A 22,695-nucleotide genomic window follows, 5' to 3' on the forward strand; every position below is an offset into this window, starting at 1 on the left:
CAATTTTACTGTTTAGGAGGTTCTCAATGGAACAACTTTTTGCACACAGCATGATACTAGTGATTGCTAACCAAGGCTTTTCCGCTGAAATTATGGAGGCTGCAAAGGCGGCTGGGGCAACCGGCGGTACGGTAATCCACGCCACCGGCTCTGGGCTTGAAAATTTAGAAACCTTTTTTGGCATGACGTTAAAGCCTGAAAAAGAGCTTATTCTAATTTTGACCCAGCAATCACTGAAAAACGGAATTATGCAGGCGGTTATGAAGGTACATGGCTCGGGGACAGATGCGGACGCATTTGTATTCTCACTGCCGGTCGACCAAGTGGTCGGCTTAACCTCTGCAAAAGAAAATAAGTAAAACCAGCCAAAAGGCCACTGTCTCCCGCTTAGGGAGCAGTGGCCTTTTTTTCTTTTCTGCTATTTTCAATGAAAAGCGATGTTTTATGGATTTTCCAACCGAATCTTTCATGATACAATAAAAGAGCATCTGGAAAAATTAGGAAATTCGGCGAGGAAGGGATAATGCATGAAACAGAAAGTGAATTTGCAATTGAAACTCATTAATCACACACTAAATAACATTGTAAAAAATCAAGCTTTGCTGTATCTCAAAATCGAAGAGCTGGACAAACGTCTGCAACAGCTCTCCGCGCTCGAGCGTCAAGCCGAAAAAATGAATGGTGAAGAGCAAAAATAAAAAGCTCCCCGGCAATTGATGCATGCCGGGGAACCGCTTTCACCTTTAATTATTAAAAATCAGTATAAAAATCTTCTCTTTCTGTGCCGAACGTACGAGATACTGGAGAATCCAACAAACGGAATTTATCCAGCTCGCGGTAAAGCAATTGAGCCTGCGAAGAAAGTTCTTCACTTGATGCGGAGCTTTCTTCTGCCGCCGCTGCATTGGATTGCACCACGTTTGAAATTTGCTCTAACCCATGCGTTATGCGCGAGATTTCTTGCGCCTGGTAAATACAAGCTTTTTCAATCTCAGTGACTGCCGCAGTTATGGCTTCTGCCTTTTCCACGCTGTCATCCACCATACTGGAGACGGTTTGCGTGAGTCTGGCGCCTTCTGAAATCGCAGTAATCGCACTTGCAATCAGCGTTCCCGTTTCTTTTACTGCCTGTGCCGTTTTGGATGCCAGCGACCCCACCTCTGCCGCAACTACGGCAAAGCCTTTACCAGCTGCACCTGCCCGAGCCGCTTCTATGGAAGCATTCAGCGCCAAAATATTGGTTTGCTGCGCAATGGATTCAATCAGGCTTGAAATTTCACCAATTTTCGAGGAAGTCTCTTTCACTTGCTCCATTGCTGCATTCAGGTTTGTCATTTGCTGCTTGGTTCGAGTCATGTCCTGCGCCACGAGTCCAACCTGACCCGAGACCTCCTGTGCACCGGCAGCATTCTCGTTTGCCGCTGCCTCTACCTTTTCAACGGAATCCGCAAGCTGCTCTACGGAGCTTGACTGCTCAGAAGCACCGGATGCCAGGGACTGCGAACTGGCAGAAACCTGGTCTGCACCGGCATTTACTTGTTCTGCCGAAAGGCTAATGGTGCGAAGCGTTTCATTGAGCGAGCTATATATGATTGCCAAAGACTCGCCAATTGGCTGAAAATCCCCTACATAAGTATACTCAACCTTTGCTCGCATATCTCCTTTTGAAATTTTATCCAAATGCTGGGTTACGTCGCCAATTACGCCGTTCATATTTTCAATCAAGGCTTTACAAGCGAAGGTCAGTCTTCCGGTTTCGTCTTGCGTTTCAACCAAATCGACTGGCGGGGTATGTACGTCACCCTCTGATAGCAACGAGAGCCGTTCGCTTACTAATTCAATGGGTTTTGTAAGCTTTGCTACCCAACGCAGCATAAAGAATAGGTTTAATGCACCCACCAATATACTCACTGCTATTAAAACTGCGGCATCCGTACGCTGTACCTTACGGTTTTGCGCCATACTGGTTTCAATATCATCGAAATAGTTACCGGTGCTAATATACCAGCCATATGGCTTATACAGCTCCGTGTAAGCTCTCTTTTTAAATACACCGTCTTGACCGGGCTTTGTGAAATAGTACTCTGTATACCCGCCGCCGTTATCACCAGCAGTAATTAGGTTGCGAATATAATAAATGCCCTGCTTGTCCTGCGAATCATACCGCATTTGACCCTGGTATTCTTTGTTCATATGCACCACACAGAGGCCATTTTTTTGGTCTGCCCACAAATAACCGTCACCATTGTTGTATCGGGTATCTCGCACAATGGTTTGTGCAATCTGTTTTGCCTGTTGCTCGGTTATCTCACCTGCTTCAAAGCGTTTGTTATTAGCCTCTAGAGCGCTTATTACGGTTTCAACCGCATTTTTCGCTTGCGTATCAAACGCCGATTTCTGTTGATTGTTTACTTGCCCAAACGCACCATCTAAGAAGAAAAAGGAAAGCCCCGACAACACGATAACTATTTCTAATAAAAGAATACCCACAAAACGTAAAATTCTATGCTTTAGCTGGATTGTCTTTTTCGAGCCAAATGGTTGTTTCATCAATTATTCCCTCCGCCTTTGTGTAATTCCCTATTTTCCAAATCGAGAAGCACAGAAGAAATAACAGTAAAAATAATACTCATTATCAGCTATTATTTATAGATTCCCTCGACTCCCATTAAAAATATCGCTATCTCACCACCACAAAAGATGAATACAGGGATATTCTGCCTAACTGGAAAATGTTGTCTTTAATCTCATTAATTATTATCGTTAACTTTATAAGATAATTTAGAACAGAGCAATGAAATTGTAAAATATATTTTAACTTACCCATTTATTTTATTTTTGGGGAAACAATAGCAATTGAAACTTCGCGCTTGAAATGCGGATTTACTGTGTAACAGCGATAATTCATACGAAATGAGGCTGTAAAATGGAATTGAGTATTTTTGAGGTGATTGGTCCTATTATGATTGGCTCCTCCAGCTCTCACACTGCCGGAGCGGCAAAGCTCGCGCGGATTGCTGGAGTAATAGCGGGTGAGCCATATGACCGAGTTACGTTTGGCCTGCACGGCTCCTTTGCAAAAACCTACCGCGGCCATGGAACAGACCGTGCCTTGGTTTTTGGCGCACTGGGGTATTACGAGGATGATGAGCGGCTTCCTAACTCATTTGAGCTGGCAAAAAAGGCGGGGCTTTCCTTCGAGTTTTATCAAACGGAATTAGAGGGCGCTCACGAAAACACCGCTATTCTTACCTTTTACCAGCAACATAAGCAAATTTGCCGTGTCATAGGTTCTTCCATTGGCGGTGCACAAATCATCATTACACAAATAGATGACTTCACTACCCACTATACCGCACAATTACCTGCATTAATATTGAGTTACCGAGACCGCCCGGGAGCCATTAGCAAAATAACCGGGATTTTAGCCGAATACGAAATAAACATTGCGCTTATGAAGGTAAGCCGCTCCCAAAAAGGCGGCACCGCGCTTTGTACCATTGAAACAGATCAGGCGATTCCACAGGAGGCGACACAGCAGTTGAGAGCCATACCGAATATTTTTCAGGTTCGTGCGATTAATCTGATTTGAGAGGGGAAAACGCGATGTACCGCACCGCAGAAGAGCTATTAACGCAGGCACAAAACAGAACGGTTCCCCTATGGCAAATCGTACTGGAAAATGAGATGGATTTAACCGAGAAAACAGAAGAAGTTGTATTTGAGCGATTGCTTCACACTTATGAGGTCATGGAGCGCTCTGCAACCAAAGCGCTAACTAACCCGCAGCATGCCATAGGCGGGTTAATCACTGGTGTAAGCCAAATTCAATATAACTACTCAAAAAAAGATGATTCGCTGTGCGGCTCCTGGATGAACCACTCGATGGCGATGGCTTTTTCAAGCAGCGAGGTAAATGCCTCAATGGGGAAAATCTGTGCCGCTCCCACTGCCGGGGCTTGCGGAATTTTGCCGGCAGTGCTGCTTTCTATTCGCAAAAAATATAATCTTACCGAACGGGAAACACTCTGTGGTCTCCTTACTGCGGCAGGCGTTGGAGCGGTAATTACCCGCAACGCGACGGTCGCGGGTGCAGAGGGCGGTTGCCAGGCAGAATGCGGTGTCGCCGCCGCAATGGCCTCTGCCGCCGCAGTAGAAATGCGCCATGGCTCACCGGAAGCCGCATTGCATTCCAGTTGCTTTTGCCTGATGAATGCAATGGGATTAGTCTGCGACCCGGTAGCGGGCTTGGTTCAAGTGCCCTGCGCACAACGCAATGCCTCCCAAACCGTGAATGCACTGCTCAGTGCAGATTGGGCACTGGCCGGCCAAAGAAGCGTCATCCCGCCCGATGAAGTAATTGGCGCTATGTACCATACGGGCAAAATGTTGCCTACACAGCTTCGAGAAACCGCACAGGGCGGCCTCGCTGCTACCTCCACAGCAAAAAGTATTTTTGAAGATATTTTTATTAAACACTGAAATCTACCGTTAAAAACCCACCTGCTTTGTGAACTGCACCCTTTTAGTTAGACAGTATAATCTACTTAAATAACTAAAGGGGTGCAATTTATTGTTTTATACAATAATTTTTTAAGATTTCAGCCTTCCTCTTCCATAATTGAACTTTAAAGCTAGCGTTTTAAGCAATCTTAAATTGCATATTTTTACATAATCATGGTGTAAGCAAGCCATAATAAGACCATTCTGTTGGATAAAAAACACAGGAAATAATTGCAGCAGGAATGGTTAAGATGAAACAAAACCCAAGTTCTTTAAAAGCGAAAATTGACTTCATCCAGCAGGAGTTGGGCAACAGTAAGGACCTTAACATCCAAAAAATGAATTTACCTGGAGGTTTGGGCAGCGCTCGCATTTGCCTGGTCTTTTATTGCAGCCTTACCGACAAAGAAAAGACTCGAGATATGAGCTTTGAAATAGACAAGCTTTCCCGTTCCATTAGAGGTATCGGCAACCGGATGGAAAGCTATTTTGAAATGCTGCAAAACACTCCCTTATGTGGCTCTACCGTAACCGTTGGAGAAAACCCCGAAGATATGCTGCAAGAGATTTTAGAGGGACACACTGTTATTCTATTGGAAGGTATTTCATCCTTTCTCTCATACAACACATACGGGCCAAAAGGCAGGTCAATTGAAGAACCAACCTCCCAGACCGTTATTCGCGGGCCAAAGGAAGGCTTTACGGAGCAGATTGAAAGCAATCTCTCTCAAATTCGGCGAAGAATTCGAAACAAGGCTCTGCGTGTGGAGTCGTATAAATTGGGCTCTGTTAGCAAAACCAACGTTGCACTGCTCTACATTGAAACCATTGCAAAGGAAAGCACCATACGAGAAGCAAGAAAGCGCCTGAATCAGATTCAAATTGATTCCATTCTCGAAAGTGAATATGTAGAAGAAATGATACGGGATAACCCGAGCTCCTTATTCCCAACTATTTATAATACCGAGCGACCGGACGCCGTTTGTGCCAGCCTGTTAGAAGGCAAAATTGCAATTATGGTTGATGGCACCCCATATGTTCTTACTGCCCCTACCACTTTCCTTGAATTTTTTGTCTCCAGCGAAGACCACTACCACCACCCGGCAGAAGCGGCTTTGTTCCGTTTTGTTCGGCTACTCTCCATGATTTTAACCGTGCTTGTACCCGGTTCTTATATCGCGCTCACCACGTTTGACCAAGAGCTAATTCCGACACCGCTCCTTTTAAATATTGCGGCACAGCGAGAGGGAGTACCCCTCCCCACCTTTATTGAGGCAATCTTAATGGAGATTACGTTTGAAGTTCTGCGAGAAGCTGGTATTCGCATGCCACGAGCGATCGGCCCTGCTATCTCCATTGTGGGTGCACTGGTTTTGGGGCAGGCTGCAGTGCAGGCCGGCTTTGTATCTGCTGCAATGGTAATTATTGTTTCGATTACCGCCATTGCGAGCTTCTGCATTCCAAATACTTCAATGGCAGATTCTTTGCGCATTATTCGCTTTATGTTTATGGTGTCTGCTGCTTTTATAGGGCTATATGGCATATTTATTTGCTTAATTGGTCTTGTACTTCACCTATGCAGCTTAAAATCGTTTGGTGTACCCTATATGGCACCACTGGCTCCAGTATTCCCGGGCAAGAATACGGATTCCGTTATACGCGCTCCCTTGTGGAAGAAAAGGCCATACCCCAGTATATTCAGCAAATTGGACTCACCAAGAAGCGCGTCTAACCAGCCGATGCAACAAGGCCAAACCCAAACTCCGGAAAGGAAATGACATCCCGTGAGAAAAAAAGCGTTTGCACTGTTTCTAATTGTCGTACTGATTCTGCCTTCCTTTACCGGCTGCTGGGATCGCTACGAATTAAATCAGCTTGGTTTTTCAACTGCATTGGGTTTTGATAAAGATTCAAAAGGCCAGTATCTGCTTACGATTCAAGTATTAAACCCAAAGGCCACGGCTACACAGCAGGGTACCAATGAGGCTCCCTTTGTTGTATATACGGAAACCGGGGACAACCTACTTGAAATCATTCGTAAAACAAGTACTCAGTCTCCCCGCAGAATTGTTGGTACTCATATGCAAACCATTATTTTTGGGGAAGAATTTGCTAGGGACGGCATCGCAGAGATTATTGATTTTATGCTGCGCCATTACCAAACTAGCTCAGAGCTTTTCTTTGGTGTTGCTAAAGACTGCACTGCCAATGAATTGCTCAATAATGTTACAAAATTAGAGAATGATCCTGCCGCTAATATCAATTCTAGCATACAAATTTCGCAAAAAATCTGGGGCTCTACAAACGAAATTAAATTAACCGAGCTAACCAACTGCGTTGTTGACCAGGGTTTGAATGCCGTTATCACCGGTATTTCTATGAACAGCGATAAACCAGAAAAAAATATGGATAATTTAAAAGAAACACAAAATGACCCGATTCAATTAGAAGATAACGCTGTTTTTTTGCTAGATAAAATGGTTGGCTGGCTCGATTTACCAGAGAGCTTTGGTTTTAATTATATTTACGGGAATTTTTCTAGTTCTGGTATGAAACTGGAAAATGATCAAATCGGTAAGTTAGCACTCAGTATTAAAAAGGCTGCTACCAAGCAAGAGGTAACGATAGAACAGGGTGTACCCAAAATGAAGGTTAAGATTCAGGTTTCAGCATCCATTCAAAGTATGGGAAGCAAGCTAGATATTTCTACGCAAGAAAATATTAGCCTAATTGAAACAATTGCCGCGAAAAAAATTGAAATGTATTGCCAAGCAGCCATGAAAAAAGCAAAATTTCTAAAAAGTGATATTTTCGGATTTGGGGATAAGATTCACCACGCTGACCCAAAACTGTGGAAGAGAATAAAAAGTGATTGGAACAATGTTGGTTTTGTCAATCTTCCGGTAGAATATGATATCAACGTAAAAATTTCAGGTTCAGACTCCATTAGCCAATATGTACTCTTTCAGGTGGATTAACGTATGAAACTAATTAGTATTTTTATCATGCTTGCCTTTGTTGGGTTCTATTCTTTTAAAGAGATACCGAAAATGCTGCGGGGCAGCATGTATAAAGAGCTGGTAATCTTTGCTGTGTTTATGCTAATTGGCCTGGTCTCAGGGATTTTTATATGCTTCGACATTCCCGTGTACAACCCCTCAGACAGTCTTACCATTCTGTTAACTCCGTTGGTTGAGCTCACAAAAAAGATTCTAGGGTAAGGGGTGACCTATGAGTAAAACAAAAGTTACAAATCACCAAATGCTCTCCCTCACAGCTTGCGCCACCTGCGGCTCTTCCGTGATAGTGGTGGGCTCGCCGGTAGCCGCTCTTTGCCAGCGGGACGGGTGGATTGCATCGCTTCTCTCTACAGCCATTGGTGCACTTTTTATTTTGCTGTATTATAAACTTGGGCAGCTTTTCCCCAACAGAAATTTAGTACAAATCTTCTTTGCCGTATTTGGCAAATGGGTTGGTGGTGTGATCACCGCTTATTTCATCATCTTCTGCCTGCACAGCGGCATTCAAATAACCGCATATATTGGTCAATTCATGAATACTGAATACCTGATTACTACGCCTGTATATGTGATTAATTTTATGATCATATTTCTTTTCGGTCTTGCTCTTCATTACGGGATAGAGACTACTGTGCGCTCCGCTGAAATTTTATTTCGGCTCGTTGTTTTAATTATGGCATTCCTATTTCTTGCGAATATTGGTAATATTCAATTTAATTATATTGTACCGGTAATGGAAAACGGGCTTTACCCCATTTTAAAAGGAACCTTGTATATCACCAGCTATCGCGTGTGGCCCCTTATTTTATTAACGATGATTTACCCCATTCACACCGAAAACAATTCTGCAACCCTAAAAAATATTTTTTATGGCTATCTATGTGGCTCAATCATTATGTTTTTTATAATGCTTTTGACCATGCTGGTATTGGGAAACCATGTAACGTATATTTCGGTGTATTCCACTTATTTTTTGGCCAAGCAAATCAACCTTGGCTTCTTGTCTCGCGTAGAGGGGTTAATCGTAGGTGCTTGGATTATTACCTTGTTTTACAAAGGGTTTTGCTACATTTATGCCGGAATTCAAGGCCTAGCCTATTCCCTGCATTTAAAAGATTACCGCAAAACAATAGCACCCATATTATTTACTACACTCATTTATTCGAATATTGTGTACCCAAGCAGTGCATACCTTGGCTTTTGGGATAAATATGTTTGGATACCTTATTCCTTTACCGCGGGGGCATTAATTCCCATCGCCATCATTGTGGTTTATTATATTGGAAAAAGCTTCTTTTCAGCAGATAACACAAGCATGGCACAAAGCCTGCCGAATTGTTCTGGGTGAGTCATTTTTATACGCAAACTCTGCAAAAAGCAGTGCACAAACAAGGGGCTTCCTTATTTGTGCATTGCTTTTCTACATATATATGGTAAGAATACAATTTAGCGCAGAAATGAGATAGCTAAATAGAGCCGTATAAAACGGGCTTGTCAATTCGATGTGGTAAGGGTAAAATAAAGAGCAGAGAAAGCAGGGTGATACCATGTACCGAATTTTAATTGTGGAAGATAATATGGGAATCGCAGCTTCCATGAAAAAACACATAGAAGCTTGGGGGCTGGAAGCACACTGTGTGGATGACTTTCAGCATGTTCTTACCACTTTCTCAGAATATAACCCTCACCTCGTTTTGCTGGACATTTCTCTGCCCTTTTTTAACGGCTACCATTGGTGCAGTGAAATTCGTCGTGTATCAAAGGTGCCCATTGTGTTTATTTCCTCCGCCTCTGAAAACATGAACATTGTAATGGCAATGAATATGGGTGGGGATGATTTTATCGCCAAGCCTTTCGATTTAACGGTTTTTATGGCAAAGGTGCAGGCAGTGCTTCGCCGTACCTACGATTTTTCGGGGCAGGTTTCTGTGCTGGAGCACCGCGGTGCATTACTCAACACCGCTGATGCAACCCTTACCTTTGAAGGCGAGCGCATTGACCTTACCAAAAACGATTACCGAATATTACAGGCGCTGATGGAACGCAAGGGCCAAGTAGTCAGTAGGGAGAAGCTGATGGAACGCCTTTGGGAAACCGACAGCTTTGTGGACGAAAACACGCTTACCGTTAACATGACCCGCCTGCGCAAAAAGCTGGATGCCGCCGGTTTACCCCATTTTATTACCACCAAAATTGGGATGGGCTACCTTGTGGAATAACGCACTGGAAAGGGAAAAACAATGAAATTATGGGGACACTACCTGCGGGAACACACAAGGCACATTCTTATCTTTTTCTTGTTTTCCTGCATTTTTATTCTCACGTTTGCGCTGTATTCCCTGCCGCTGGATGCTGTACTATACCCTGTGGCGATTTGCAGTGTTCTAGCACTGGTGTTTTTCATGATTGGCTTTCATTTTTATCGAATCAGGCATATCCAAATACAAGAGTTGGCGCACCGGGCAAATGTTTCTTTGGCTCCTCTTCATCACCCCAAAACACTTTTGGAAAAGGAGTACCAAGACATTCTTATTTCGTTATTCCAAGAGAAAAAAACAATTGAGAGCCAAATGCAAAACCGCTATACCGATTTAATCGAGTACTATACCGTTTGGGCGCACCAAATCAAAACGCCGATTGCCTCTATGCACCTAAGTTTGCAGGAGGATGACTCAGCATTTAGCCGGGAACTGACGGAAGGGCTTCGGGAAATTGAGCAATATGTAGAGATGGTGCTATGCTACCTACGGCTCGACTCCGCAGCTACCGATTATATGATTCAAAAATTGGATTTGGATTTGATTATACGGCAGGCTGTGCGTAAATTCGCCTCCCAATTCATTCGCCGCAAAATAAAACTGGAATATGAGTCTTGCAACTTTACGGTTTTAACTGATGAAAAATGGCTTCTCTTCGTACTGGAACAGGTAATTTCGAATGCAATTAAGTACTCCCGGGATGGCGGTACCGTCTTTATTAGGATGAATGATCCGGGGATTCTGAGTATCGGTGATTCCGGAATTGGCATTGCGCCGGAGGATTTACCCAGAATATTTGAAAAAGGCTATACAGGCTATAATGGGCACAGCGATAAAAAAGCCAGCGGGATCGGCCTATACCTTTGCCGCCGAATCTGCACGAATTTACGCCACCGCATTACGGCAAAATCGGCTCTTGGCAGGGGCACTGTAATCTTTTTGGATTTAAACAGAACTGAGCTGGATTTTGAGTAATTTATCATTTTTATTAAATTTATTTTAACCACCTTTCAAAAATGTAAGGAAAACGAGGGGAAATGTAAGCCGATGAAATGGCGGCCCATTTCTCCTTTTTGCTATAATAAGCCCATAACAAGGAGGAATGCAAACATGTCGATTCTCGAAGTTAACAACCTGAAAAAGGTTTACACCACCCGCTTTGGCGGCAATCAGGTGGAAGCGCTGAAAAATGTATCGTTCAGCGTGGAAAAGGGCGAATATGTAGCAATCATGGGTGAATCCGGTTCGGGTAAAACAACGCTTTTAAATATTTTGGCCGCACTTGATAAACCAACCAGCGGCTCCGTGCTTTTGGATGCTCGCGATTTTTCAAAAATAAAAGAATCCCAAATCGCAACCTTTCGCAGAGATAATCTTGGCTTTGTTTTTCAGGATTTTAACCTGCTCGATACGTTTTCACTGAAAGACAATATTTTTCTGCCTCTGGTTCTGGCCGGCACTCACTACCGCGAGATGGAGCAGCGGCTGCAACCAATTGCCAAGCAGCTTGGTATAGCAGAGCTACTAAATAAATACCCCTATGAGGTATCTGGCGGGCAAAAGCAGCGGGTTGCTGTAGCGCGTGCACTCATTACCAACCCGCGGTTAATTTTAGCGGATGAACCAACCGGTGCACTCGACTCAAAATCTACCGATGAGCTGCTCCACCTGTTCTCACAGATTAACCACGGCGGGCAAACCATATTAATGGTGACCCACTCCGTTAAAGCTGCCAGCCACGCAGGCCGCGTACTGTTCATTAAAGATGGTGAAGTATTCCACCAAATTTACCGCGGCTCAAGCAGCAACGAGACCATGTACCAAAAAATATCGGATACTCTTACCGTACTTGCGACAGGCGGTGACCACAAATGAAGCTCGGCTTTTACCCTCAATTAGCATGGACGGGTATGGAAAAAAACCGAAAGACCTACCTGCCCTACATTCTTACCTGCTCTGGTATGGTTATGATTCATTACCTCATTGGTTTTTTATCGAAGAATGAAAATATCTCTAATATTCAGGGAGGCAATACGCTTCAAACCATTTTAGGCTTTGGTACTGGGGTTATAGCTGTATTTGCACTCATTTTTCTCTTCTATACCAACTCATTTTTAATTCGTAGAAGAAAAAAAGAATTTGGTCTTTATAATATTTTGGGAATGGGCAAGAAAAATTTGATGCGCATTCTTTTATGGGAAAGCGCCGCAATTTTAGTAATTTCGCTTGCCTTTGGGCTCTTCTTCGGCATTCTATTCTCGAAGCTGACGGAGCTACTGCTTTTAAAAATGATGGGCAGTATGGTCAACTTTACTTTTTCCATAGAGGTCGGCTCGTTAATCACTACCGTCATCTTTTTTGTAGCAATTTATGCGCTGATTTTTCTCAATACGCTTCGTCAAATCCACGTTTCAAAGCCTATTGAACTTTTGCACAGTGAAACCGTAGGGGAACGCCCTCCAAAATCCAACTGGTTTTTGGCACTTCTCGGTATTATCATTCTAGCAGCTGCGTATTACATTGCAATAACAATACAAGAGCCCATCACCGCTTTGGTATGGTTCTTCGTAGCGGTTATTATGGTTATCGTTGCAAGCTACCTGCTGTTTATCGCTGGTTCAGTGGTTCTGTGCAAAATCCTTCAAAAAAATAAAAAATATTACTATCAGTCACGCCATTTTGTCTCTGTTTCTTCCATGATGTACCGCATGAAGCGAAATGGAGCAGGCCTTGCCTCTATCTGCATTTTATCTACCATGGTGCTCGTCATGCTGTCCTCCACCGTATGCCTGTTTGTGGGTTCGGAGAGTTCTCTGCGTGGTCGCTACCCCAGAGATATTGCAACCGAGACGTATACACTCGACGAAGCGCAAGCCACACAGGTTCATCAAATTACAAATTCAATTGTGAAGAAGCACAATTTGCAGCAAAATGACATACTAAATTACCGCTACCTTACCTTATCATCCGTTCTAGAGGGTGACAAAGTCATCCTTGACCCCAATTTAATGAACAATGCTTCGCTTTCAGACGTGGGAGCAATGCGCCAAGTATTTGTTCTTTCACTGGATGAATACAATCGCTTGGCCGGAGCAAAGGAGACACTGGAAAAAGACGAAATTCTACTTTACAACACAAAAGTGGAGTACAACCATGATACCCTTACTTTACACGACTCCATTAAAAAAATTAAGAAAAAGGTTCCTAAATTCCTGGATAACGGGTTGGATGCTGTAAAGATTTATCCCTCACTCTTCATTGTCGTACCGGACATGGAGTCTCAGCGTGTTTTATTTAAGAATGCGGCTGAAAAATACAAGGAAAGAAATATACAAACGGAGTACGAATATTACGGGTTTAATCTTGCTTGTGACGATAAGGAACAGACTGCCGTTCGAGATGAGATCGCAAAGGAAATTCGAAAGCTCCATGAGGCAGACGAGAATTTTGCCAGAGTAGCTGTGGAAAGCCTAGCCGTAAATCGTACCGATTTTTATGGAGTAAACGGTGGCCTGCTTTTCTTGGGTATTCTGCTTGGCATCGTGTTTATTCTTGCTGCTGTACTGATTATGTATTACAAGCAAATTTCGGAGGGTTATGAAGACCAAAACCGCTTTGAAATTATGCAAAAGGTTGGTATGACAAAAAGAGAGATTAAGAAGAGCATTAATTCGCAGGTGCTTACCGTGTTCTTCCTCCCCTTAATTGTAGCAGGAATTCATGTTATTTTTGCATTCCCAATGATATCAAAGCTACTCTTGCTGTTTGGTCTTTTTAATACCAAGCTGCTTATTCTTGTAACAATTATCAGTTTCTTTATCTTCGCCTTGTTCTACGTTTTTGTTTATGTGATTACTTCCCGAGCCTATTACGACATTGTAAGCGGCATAAGATAAATTAAAAAACTGCCCACATTCGAATTCGTTTTAAAAAAGCCTTCCTATTTAGGAAGGCTTTTTCGCTTATATATAGCAGTTTAAGATTAGACCGTTATTGGGGTGCTCGTTTGTTAAGTAATAGAATAGCGGCAAACAGAAAGGCCACTGAGTACAAGATGGTGATATGAAAGCCTTGCGTGGACCACGTAGGTAAGCCCATATAATGTAAGATAGTATCTCCAAGACAAAATTCAGAAAATGAAAACGAAAAAAAGAACGCTATTAGTATTAAAAAAACGGCTAGAACGCGGAATCCCTTTTTCGAAATGCACATGCGATGTCTCCTTTCATTTCGCTCTACTGAATTATGAATGGCAATCTTCTATCATGATAAAAAAAACAGCCCGCTTTTTTCAGGCAAGCCGTTTGCTATCATTAAAATAGAAAGGTAAGTATAATAAGCGCACCGAGTACGATTCGATACCAGCCAAACACCTTAAAATTGTGCTTCTTAATATAAAATGTTAAAAAGCGAATGGCAAGCAGTGAAACCACAAAAGCAACGAAGGTGCCTACAGAGAGCACTGTCAGCTCTAAATTCGTAGTGGGAAGACCCAGCTTCACAGTTTTTAGCAGGCTTGCTCCAAACATGACTGGAATGGCTAAGTAGAACGTAAACTCCGTTGCCGCCACACGGGAGGTACCGAGCAGCATTGCACCAATGATGGTTGCTCCTGAACGAGAGGTTCCGGGAATGAGAGCCAAAACCTGAAACAACCCAATAAAAAACGCAGTTTTATAATCAATTTGTGATACGTCGTTTATTTTAACCTTTGATTCGTTATGTTTGTTCTCTATGAGAATAAATAAGATACCGTACAGTACCAGCATCAAAGAAACGGTTTGGTAATTGTAGAACATTGCGTCGATTGGGTCATCCAGTAATAAACCCACCACCGCCGCGGGTAGGCATGCAACGATTATCCTCATCCAAAGAGCAGCAGTATCTTGCTCAATCAAATACTTTGCCTTACTTGAAAACGGCCATAGCTTCTTCCAGTAAAACACAATGACGGCAAGTATTGCCCCCAATTGTATTACAACAAAAAAGAGCTCTTTAAAAGTACTGGACGCATTTAGCTTCAAAAACTGGTCGACCAATATTAAGTGGCCGGTACTGCTAATGGGCAGCCATTCAGTAATTCCTTCAACAATTCCAAAAAAGATAGCCTTTATAATTTCTATTGTATACATATGCTTCTGAGCTCCGTTCTTTCATTTGAATGAAAAATAGCCCACCCTAAGGATGGACTCGCTCTATTCTCTAAAAATGGGCTAAAAACAAGAATAATATAAAATAACAGGGAAGATTACTCTTCCCTGTTATTTTACTGGTGAACCATCGGGGATTCGAACCCCGGACACCCTGATTAAAAGTCAGGTGCTCTGCCAGCTGAGCTAATGATTCATTTGTTCTTTAGAGAACTTGTATATTATAGCAATAGAAGCGAGGCTTGTCAACACAAAAAGGAATATTTTTTCATAGAAAGGCGTTTTCTCTCGAAAAACAGAATTCCAACACTGTATTTGCAGCATACACTCGGGAGGGGAACGCAACCCCGCCCGAGTTATTATGCTGTTTTTTATACATTTTACTCTATAATTTCGTAATTGCTTGCAGATGCTCCGCCTTTGGTGTGAAAACGCTTCATTAACTCCTTGAGCATCTCAGACTGGCCAGAGAGCTCTTCACTGGCAGCGGCACTCTCCTGTGCCGTTGCAGAGTTTGTTTGTGTAACAGACGAGATTTGCATCATGCCGCTATCAAGCTCCATAATCGCTTTTGCCTGCTCGTTGGAAGCCTCCGCAATGCGGTTAATCAGCGAATTGACTTCACTGGACTTTGCAACAATTTGGTCAAGTGACCTTGCGGTTTCTTCTGCAATTACCATACCCTTTTTCACAGAATCTATCGCTTTTTGAATCAGATTCGATGTTGTAGTGGTTGCCTGCGCACTCTTTGATGCCAAGCTGCGCACTTCGTCGGCGACCACTGCGAAGCCTTTACCGGCTGAGCCGGCTCTGGCGGCCTCTACGGCGGCATTTAGCGCCAAAATATTGGTCTGAGCGGCAATATCATCAATTACCTTAATAATATTCGAAATTTCATTTGCTGCATTGTCAATGTCCTGCATCGACTCGAGCATCTGGTTCATCTGCTCGTTACCCCGCTGTACAAACTGAATCGTCTCGTGAGAAATGCCCTCTACGGAAGTAGCGTGCGAGGCATTGTTCTTTACATGCTCTGAAACGTTCTGCAATGAGTTATTCAGGTTCTCTACCGTGCTTGCCTGCTCGGCCGAGTTTTGAGCCAGATTCTGCGCGCCGAGCGCCATTTCTTCTGCACCTGCATTTACCTGATAGGCCGCTTGCGAAATACCTTCAAATGTTTCATTCAGCGAATCTAAAATGCGGTTGAGAGAATCTTGAATTGGTGCAAAATCGCCACGGTATTCTACGCCGCTTTGTGCTGTTAAATTATTGCTGGCAATCTCGTTGAGCACATGAGAAATATCTTGTATATAGAGGCGAAGCTCTTTGATGGTATGCCCCAGGCCATTGGAGAAGCGCGCAATTTCATCGCGCCCTTTTACCTGCACTACCTCGGTTTGCAGGTCACCCTGAGCCAGCAGTTCAATTCTCTTGGTTGCTTCTTCAATTGGTTTTGCAAGCTTAGCAGCAAACATCAGCGAAGCTACCAGTGTGATGAGCTGAAGAACCACTGCAACACCAACATTAATTAAAATACTTTGGTACAGGCTCTGCATGACCTGATTAATCGGGCGTGAAATGGCGATAGACCATTGCTCGGGGCCATCCAAAGTCGTAAAGCTTACCTGCCTTTTTACTCCCTGATAAACTGTGTACTGAATACCGGTTTCCCCCGTCGTTGCTCGGCGGTAAAGCTCTGCAACGGGGGCTACGCTGCTATCTGTTTTTGATTTTTCTTCGTAATCAATGGGGTTTGCTACGGTATCTTTACTTGGGTGCAAAACGGTTTTCGCATCTTTACTAATTACAAAAGCATAACCGTTGTTATCTATTTTTATAGCCTCTAATAGGTTTGAAAAAGCATCGTATGTAATTTCACCATACACCACCTGCCCACCGGCGGCCGGCACTCCAATGGTAAGAGTAAGGTCGTCACTGCGGCGGCTTTTCACCGGGTTTGCTATGTAAGCAGAACCGTTTTTAGCCGATTCAAACCATTTCTCCTGCGACACATTCCCGTCTTGCTGCGTATTGCCTTGCGCATCTGCCAAAGCAAAGTACATAAAGCCGTCTCGGTATGCTTGGTCTTTTAAATACTGCTGCTTTGCCGCTGTATCCGTTGTATTCATTACCGAAGATTTCGCAACCTCAATGACCTCATTACGGTATTTACTCAGTTCAGAGCCAAGATATTGTTTATAAGATTCCGCCAAATAGGCGGAGGTCTGCTCAGCTTGCGTCATCGAATCCAAATACGCCATCCAGCAGGTTACACCAGTAGCCATAATGTTGGTGAACAGTACCAATATCATAATGAATAAATGTAGTTTTCTCTTTAATGATTTCACGGTTTTAACTCTCTCCCTTATCCGTTTTCGGCTCTTTTACAGGGCTCATGTGAATTTTACTCTTTCCAATTATATTATCGGTCGCTAACTGTCTTTTTTGATAAAAAAGAACCAATAAAATAAGAAATAAAATAGAAATTATTCGAGATAATACGATACTTGTAATATTGTGTAGATTTGCGAAACTTGCCGTATGTTTTCATAAATATTTATATGGATAATAAAGCCGTTACTAACAAAGCTTTTGTCTTTTCCCTTTTTCATATAAAAAGGCGGCTTTCTCCAGCAGGAGTAAGCCGCTTTTATCTTATTTTGAGAGCTTATCCATAACACCGATAATCTCATCAATCTTTTTCTGCTGTTCCTCGCTACCCAAAGCCTGACTTACGCAGCCGGTTAAATGTGCATGCAGTACGTCGCGATTAATGCTTCGCAGAATTGCTTGCGTAGCCATGAGCTGGTTTGAAATATCGATACAATAGCGATCTTCCTCCACCATGCGAATTAAACCATCCAACTGACCGCGCGCCGTTTTGAGCATACGCAACGTTTTTTCTCTATCTGCCTGCATTCTTACTACCTCCCTGAACGATTAGCCAAACAACCCTTTTTTCTCTTTGATAGAAACCATCTGGTACCCAGCGTCTTCTATAACCTTTGCAAATTCTTCATCTGGAATGTCACGGCTTAGGGTTACGGTGGCTTGCTTGTTTTTCAGGTTCACCTTCGCCTCTACGCCCTCCATTGCATTCAGGGCTTTCTCTGCTCTTCCCTGGCAGTGCTCGCAGTGCATTCCTTCAATTGTAATCAGTTTTTTCATAGTAGCGTTTCCTTTCTCATTTGTCAAATTTATGGTGGGGTTTAAAAAACTTGAGTCGCAGAGCATTCAATACAACACACACAGAGCTAAGGCTCATTGCTGCCGCCGCAAACATGGGGTTGAGCTTCCAGCCAAGCAATACATAGAACACACCGGCTGCCAGCGGAATACCAATGCTGTTATAAAAGAATGCCCAGAACAGATTTTCTTTAATATTACGGATGGTAGCGCGGCTGAGCTGAATGGCTGTAACCACGTCCATCAAATCGCTTTTCATGAGTACAATATCGGCGGATTCTATGGCAATGTCGGTTCCGGCACCAATAGCAATGCCAACATCGGCACGAGCCAGAGCAGGAGCATCGTTAATACCATCTCCAACCATCGCGACCCGTTTGCCGGAGGCCTGAATGGCACGAACCTCTTCTTCCTTATCTTGCGGGAGCACCTCAGCAACCACGCGGCCAATGTCGAGCTGCTTCCGGATGGCCTCGGCAGTGCGCTTGTTATCGCCGGTGAGCATCACCACATCAATGCCCATTGCCGTTAATTCCCTTACCGCCTGACGGCTGGTAGGTTTAATTACGTCTGCCACGGCAATTACGCCAAGAAGCTTACCACCCTTTGCAAAGAAGAGTGAGGTTTTACCTTGTTCTGAAAATTCCTCTGCCCTTTGCTGTAAAGCACTGGTATCTACGTTTTGCTCCTGCATCAATGCCAAGTTGCCAGCGGCATACGGTTCGCTGCCAATGCTGGTAAGAATCCCGCGGCCAGAAATCGCCTGAAAATCTCCAACAGGAGAAAGCTCAAAAGTAAGTTCCGCTGCCTTTTCCACAATTGCTTCTGCCAACGGGTGCTCGGAAGGCTTCTCAATAGAAGCCGCGGCAATGAGCAGCTCACGTTCGCTGATTCCCGCAGCAGGAACCATATCGGTTACACGGGGCTTGCCTTCTGTAATGGTTCCAGTTTTATCGAGTACCACAGCGCCAACGGTATGAGCCGTTTCAAGCGCTTCAGCTGATTTAATAAGAATACCATTTGATGCTCCCTTGCCCGTGCCAACCATAATTGCCACCGGTGTGGCAAGACCAAGCGCACAAGGGCATGAAATGACAAGCACTGCAATTGCAATGGAAAGTGCAAACTCAAATGACTGACCTAGTATCAGCCACACTACGGCGGCTAAGAGTGCTATACCGATGACCACCGGCACAAAAATACCGCTGATTTTATCTGCCATTTTGGCAATGGGTGCCTTGGAGGAGCTGGCTTCCTCAACCAGTGAAATAATCTGCGCCAGGGTTGTGTCGCCGCCCACTTTGTTGGCTTCCATTTTGAAAAAACCTGTTTTGTTTAGTGTGGCTGCAATTACGGAATCGCCAACTGTTTTCTCCACCGGGATACTTTCACCCGTGAGAGCAGACTGGTCAACCGCAGAGGAACCCTCGATAATCACACCATCTACCGGTATGCTTTTACCGGGGCGAATGAGCACAACGTCACCAACACGAACCTGCTCAACGGGAATCTCCACTTCTTTACCATCCCGAACAACCTCAGCTGTTTTCGGTGCTAAATCCATTAGTTTAGAAATCGCCTCTGAGGTCTTGCCTTTCGAGCGTGCCTCTAAATATTTACCGAGAGTAATCAGTGTTAAAATGGTACCGGCGGATTCAAAATACAAATCCATTAAATAATGGTCGGCGACCATCATATCACCCGTACCGAGCGCGTAGCCAATTTTATAGATTGCAAATATTCCATATGCAATTGCTGCTGTGGAACCAATTGCAATGAGTGAATCCATATTGGGCGAACGTTTAAACAGTGTTTTAAATCCAACCTGAAAGTATTTACGGTTTACATAAAGTATAGGGACTAAAAGCAGTAATTGCGTAAATGCAAAGGGGATTCCGTTTTCCGCACCATGAAACGCATTTTTCAGAAACAGCGGCACGGGCAAGCCGAACCACTCATTCAGCATGTGGTGCATGGCTAGGTACATGAGTGGAATCCAGAATGCAAAAGATACAATCAGGCGAGAGCGCATCGATTTTAGCTCTTCCTGTACTGGGTCTACTGTTTTCGTTGCTGACGGAGCTGCACCGTGTGTGAAAACACTGGCGCCGTAGCCCGCATCTTCTACTGCCGAAATGATACGGTTATCATCCAGCAAGCTTTCATCAAAATGAACTGTCATGCTGTTTGAAAGCAAGTTAACATTTACGTTTTCAATGCCCTCCAGCTTTTTTACGCTTTTCTCTACCGCAGCAGAGCAGGCGGAGCAGGTCATTCCTGTTACATTATATTTTTGATTCAAAGCCGACACCTCCCCACACCCCCTGTGGGGTGTATCTATACTCTACTGCAATCTTCATTGTTTGTCAAGGGTAACTATTTTTTCTTTTATTTAGCCTACCCGATTTTTAAGAATTCTATTTTTATAAATATTTCTTATGAGATTCTGCTGGCGCGTATTGTTTCGTTTTATCGATTACAAATTTAGAAATAGGCATGTTTCAATTACATGTTTTTGCGAGCGTACGAGAGCGCTCTAAAAATGACCGCCGACGGTAGATTGCAAATTGCTATCTGTTTGAGCTGGCAAAGGAGAGTGGGCATTTTTAATGGAGCGCCTTACCAGTAGCTTTCGTTTTCTGGTTTGGGGTCGTTTCCCAAACGGATTCCAAAGGCGGAGCCTTTGGTGAGTCTTTGGTGAGTCTTTGCGCCTTTTCTTCTCATCAAGAAAAGGCGAGCCTGCCCCGGCTTGAGGGGCGAATGAAAGAAAGAAGAAATTCGCTTTTGGGGCTTAGAAAGTTTTTGATATGTTATAGAAAAAGTTTTGCGCTACGGAGAAGGACATTCTGATAGCGCAAGGCTTTGCCCCTCATGCCGGGGCGGGCACTTGCCTTTGGAATCCGAGTGAGCTCCCGCTCTGCATCTATTTTTCCGCACAGGATGCAAATCTGTGCGTTGCAGATTGTTTGTAAGGTTTTGCTTGGCTGCACGTATATGGACGGAGTACCTAGCTTTCTTAATATGTCTCTGCGAGCCAACGAGAGCGCTCTAAAAATGACCGCTGACGTAAGATTGCAAATAGCTATCTGTTTGAACCAGCAAAGGAGAGTGGGCATTTTTAATGGAGTGCCTTACCAGTAGCTTTTGTTTTTTGGTTTGGGGTCGTTCCCCAAACGGGTTCCAAAGGCGGAGCCTTTGGTGAGTCTTTCCTCCTTTTCTTCTCATCAAGAAAAGGAGAGCCTGCCCCGGCTTGAGGGGCGAATAAAAGAAAGAAGAATTTCCCTGCGGCACTAGCCGCTTAAAATTTGCTATTATAAATGGCCTGTTATATAAGAAATTTTGAGTAAACTGAAAAGAAGCACCGGGTTACCCCGGTGCTTCTTCTCTTATTTTTGCTGTTCGCGAATGTACTTCGCCATCTTTAAATCTTCACGTTTAATGTGGTTCACAAGCCAGCCGCCAATTGCGGTATTTACCTTGGCTACCAGTGCAATGTTCGCACCACTTTTCTCTAGCTCTTGCTGAAGCTCACGAATAATTTTTTTGTACTCTTCATGGTATTTATGGTGCTTATCATATTCCGGGTAAGAATACTGAACCTGCAATTTCTCTTCATCCGAAAAATGCTTGTCTACATACTTACTCAAAAAGTCCAGAGTCTTGCCAATCTCTGCGCGACCCTGCCCCTTAGAGCAGGCCTCGAGCAGTGCATTGATTGCGTCAAAGAGCTGCTTATGCTGTGTGTCGATCATGCTGTTATTGGTGATTAAATCACTTGTTAATGTATAAGCCATTCCAAACACTCCCATATGTTCCGGTAAGGCTGACTTCCACAACCAGCCCAACCGGTAATTAATATATTAAGCAGTTACCAAATAAGATAATTTACAGTTCTGCCTTCCAAAGACCATGCAAATTACAGTAAGCGTACACCACTGCGTGTGAGCCCACTTTTTCACGGTATACAAAGTTACAGGGATTCCCTTCACAATTGGGAACAATCTCATCGTTTTCGCCTGCAAAAATTTCTTCGTTAGCCTCTGCCGGGTGGTAAACGAATTCTGCACAAGGCTTATCGCCCGGGTTTAGCTTCACAATTTCGAGCCGGTCGCCGTCTTCTAAGGCAATCCACTCAATATAATGTTCCGCGGCCATTGGGTGAGCCACTGAGCCAACCTCAACAATCAGGCGGCCGTTTTCCATACGTGCTACCGGTACATGCTTTTCCTGCGCGGCATCGGTCACATTAGCCTGCAGCTGCACCATTGGGTCGCCACAGCAAGTGAGTGTTCCCCCACCGGTACCGATGAGCGCCACCAAGTTACCACAATGCTTACACTGATAAAAAACAGCAGATTTCATATTTACACTCCTTATATTTTAGTAGAAACGGCTGCTTTGACCCTATGATTTGTGTTGCAAAAGATACTGCTCGCAGCCGTTTGTCTTACTCACATAGATATGCTTTTTTTTATTTCATATTATCTCTTTTTTTTAAAAAAGGCAAGGGCTTTCCGTAAACTCGATAGAATATTTAATAATTATTCTTATTTAAATAAGATTAATATTATGATAGTG

The 22,695-nt window shown here is 43.7% G+C and carries 18 protein-coding genes, 1 tRNA gene and 1 pseudogene; 12 read left to right on the top strand and 8 right to left on the bottom strand.

The annotated features are described in order from the left end of the window. Positions 1–26: 26 nt before the first annotated feature. On the top strand, positions 27–359 hold the full coding sequence (locus tag CAN90_RS03920; protein ID WP_085832527.1) for a P-II family nitrogen regulator: 333 nt from the start codon (positions 27–29) through the stop codon (positions 357–359). Between the two features lie 168 nt (positions 360–527). Continuing rightward, positions 528–698: a hypothetical protein gene (locus CAN90_RS13685; RefSeq protein ID WP_187138294.1), complete on the top strand. Its 171-nt coding sequence runs from the start codon at positions 528–530 to the stop codon at positions 696–698. Positions 699–750: 52 nt separating this feature from the next. Here the strand turns inward: CAN90_RS13685 and CAN90_RS03925 are convergent, their stop codons facing one another. After that, the gene (locus tag CAN90_RS03925; RefSeq protein ID WP_242953566.1) at positions 751–2,550 is read right to left on the bottom strand and encodes a methyl-accepting chemotaxis protein; all 1,800 of its coding nucleotides are present in this window, start codon (positions 2,548–2,550) and stop codon (positions 751–753) included. Positions 2,551–2,926: 376 nt separating this feature from the next. On the opposite strand from CAN90_RS03925, the gene sdaAB reads away from it, so the two are divergent. From sdaAB to CAN90_RS03975, 10 genes are all read left to right on the top strand, one after another. After that, positions 2,927–3,592, top strand: coding sequence for an L-serine ammonia-lyase, iron-sulfur-dependent subunit beta (gene sdaAB, locus CAN90_RS03930; protein ID WP_085832529.1), 666 nt, complete (start codon positions 2,927–2,929; stop codon positions 3,590–3,592). A gap of 14 nt (positions 3,593–3,606) precedes the next feature. Continuing rightward, positions 3,607–4,482, top strand: coding sequence for an L-serine ammonia-lyase, iron-sulfur-dependent, subunit alpha (gene sdaAA, locus CAN90_RS03935; RefSeq protein ID WP_085832530.1), 876 nt, complete (start codon positions 3,607–3,609; stop codon positions 4,480–4,482). A 272-nt stretch (positions 4,483–4,754) separates the two neighbouring features. Further along, positions 4,755–6,281, top strand: coding sequence for a spore germination protein (locus CAN90_RS03940; protein WP_085832531.1), 1,527 nt, complete (start codon positions 4,755–4,757; stop codon positions 6,279–6,281). A 6-nt stretch (positions 6,282–6,287) separates the two neighbouring features. Further along, a complete protein-coding gene (locus CAN90_RS03945) occupies positions 6,288–7,481 on the top strand; it encodes a Ger(x)C family spore germination protein (protein ID WP_085832532.1) in 1,194 nt (397 codons plus the stop codon). A 3-nt stretch (positions 7,482–7,484) separates the two neighbouring features. After that, a complete protein-coding gene (locus tag CAN90_RS03950; RefSeq protein ID WP_085832533.1) occupies positions 7,485–7,724 on the top strand; it encodes a hypothetical protein in 240 nt (79 codons plus the stop codon). A gap of 10 nt (positions 7,725–7,734) precedes the next feature. Beyond that, positions 7,735–8,871: a GerAB/ArcD/ProY family transporter gene (locus CAN90_RS03955; protein WP_085832534.1), complete on the top strand. Its 1,137-nt coding sequence runs from the start codon at positions 7,735–7,737 to the stop codon at positions 8,869–8,871. Between the two features lie 199 nt (positions 8,872–9,070). Next, a complete protein-coding gene (locus CAN90_RS03960; protein WP_085832535.1) occupies positions 9,071–9,742 on the top strand; it encodes a response regulator transcription factor in 672 nt (223 codons plus the stop codon). Between the two features lie 21 nt (positions 9,743–9,763). After that, a complete protein-coding gene (locus CAN90_RS03965) occupies positions 9,764–10,756 on the top strand; it encodes a sensor histidine kinase (protein ID WP_085832536.1) in 993 nt (330 codons plus the stop codon). Between the two features lie 135 nt (positions 10,757–10,891). Next, positions 10,892–11,656: an ABC transporter ATP-binding protein gene (locus CAN90_RS03970; RefSeq protein ID WP_085832537.1), complete on the top strand. Its 765-nt coding sequence runs from the start codon at positions 10,892–10,894 to the stop codon at positions 11,654–11,656. Next, on the top strand, positions 11,653–13,677 hold the full coding sequence (locus CAN90_RS03975) for an ABC transporter permease (protein WP_085832538.1): 2,025 nt from the start codon (positions 11,653–11,655) through the stop codon (positions 13,675–13,677). The genes CAN90_RS03970 and CAN90_RS03975 overlap by 4 nt, the downstream gene beginning before the upstream one ends. Positions 13,678–14,094: 417 nt before the next feature. Here the strand turns inward: CAN90_RS03975 and CAN90_RS03985 are convergent, their stop codons facing one another. The 7 genes and pseudogenes from CAN90_RS03985 to CAN90_RS04020 all read right to left on the bottom strand — a co-directional run bounded on the left by CAN90_RS03985 (position 14,095) and on the right by CAN90_RS04020 (position 22,479). Then, on the bottom strand, positions 14,095–14,913 hold the full coding sequence (locus tag CAN90_RS03985; RefSeq protein ID WP_085832540.1) for an undecaprenyl-diphosphate phosphatase: 819 nt from the start codon (positions 14,911–14,913) through the stop codon (positions 14,095–14,097). A 138-nt stretch (positions 14,914–15,051) separates the two neighbouring features. Further along, positions 15,052–15,127, bottom strand: a tRNA-Lys gene (locus tag CAN90_RS03990). Between the two features lie 184 nt (positions 15,128–15,311). Then, positions 15,312–17,279 carry a methyl-accepting chemotaxis protein gene (locus CAN90_RS03995; protein ID WP_085832541.1) on the bottom strand — a complete coding sequence of 656 codons (1,968 nt, stop codon included), beginning with the start codon at positions 17,277–17,279 and terminating at the stop codon, positions 15,312–15,314. Between the two features lie 307 nt (positions 17,280–17,586). After that, a complete protein-coding gene (locus CAN90_RS04000; RefSeq protein WP_085832542.1) occupies positions 17,587–17,850 on the bottom strand; it encodes a metal-sensing transcriptional repressor in 264 nt (87 codons plus the stop codon). Positions 17,851–17,871: 21 nt separating this feature from the next. Further along, positions 17,872–20,419 (bottom strand): annotated as a pseudogene (locus CAN90_RS04010) (heavy metal translocating P-type ATPase). A gap of 1,084 nt (positions 20,420–21,503) precedes the next feature. Then, a complete protein-coding gene (locus CAN90_RS04015; RefSeq protein ID WP_085832545.1) occupies positions 21,504–21,911 on the bottom strand; it encodes a bacteriohemerythrin in 408 nt (135 codons plus the stop codon). A gap of 91 nt (positions 21,912–22,002) precedes the next feature. Further along, positions 22,003–22,479, bottom strand: a complete 477-nt coding sequence (locus CAN90_RS04020) for a desulfoferrodoxin family protein (protein ID WP_085832546.1) — start codon at positions 22,477–22,479, stop codon at positions 22,003–22,005. Between the last annotated feature and the right edge of the window lie 216 nt (positions 22,480–22,695).

Origin of the sequence: Clostridium merdae, assembly GCF_900176635.1 — a bacterium.
Lineage (GTDB): Bacteria > Bacillota > Clostridia > Oscillospirales > Acutalibacteraceae > Faecalispora > Faecalispora merdae.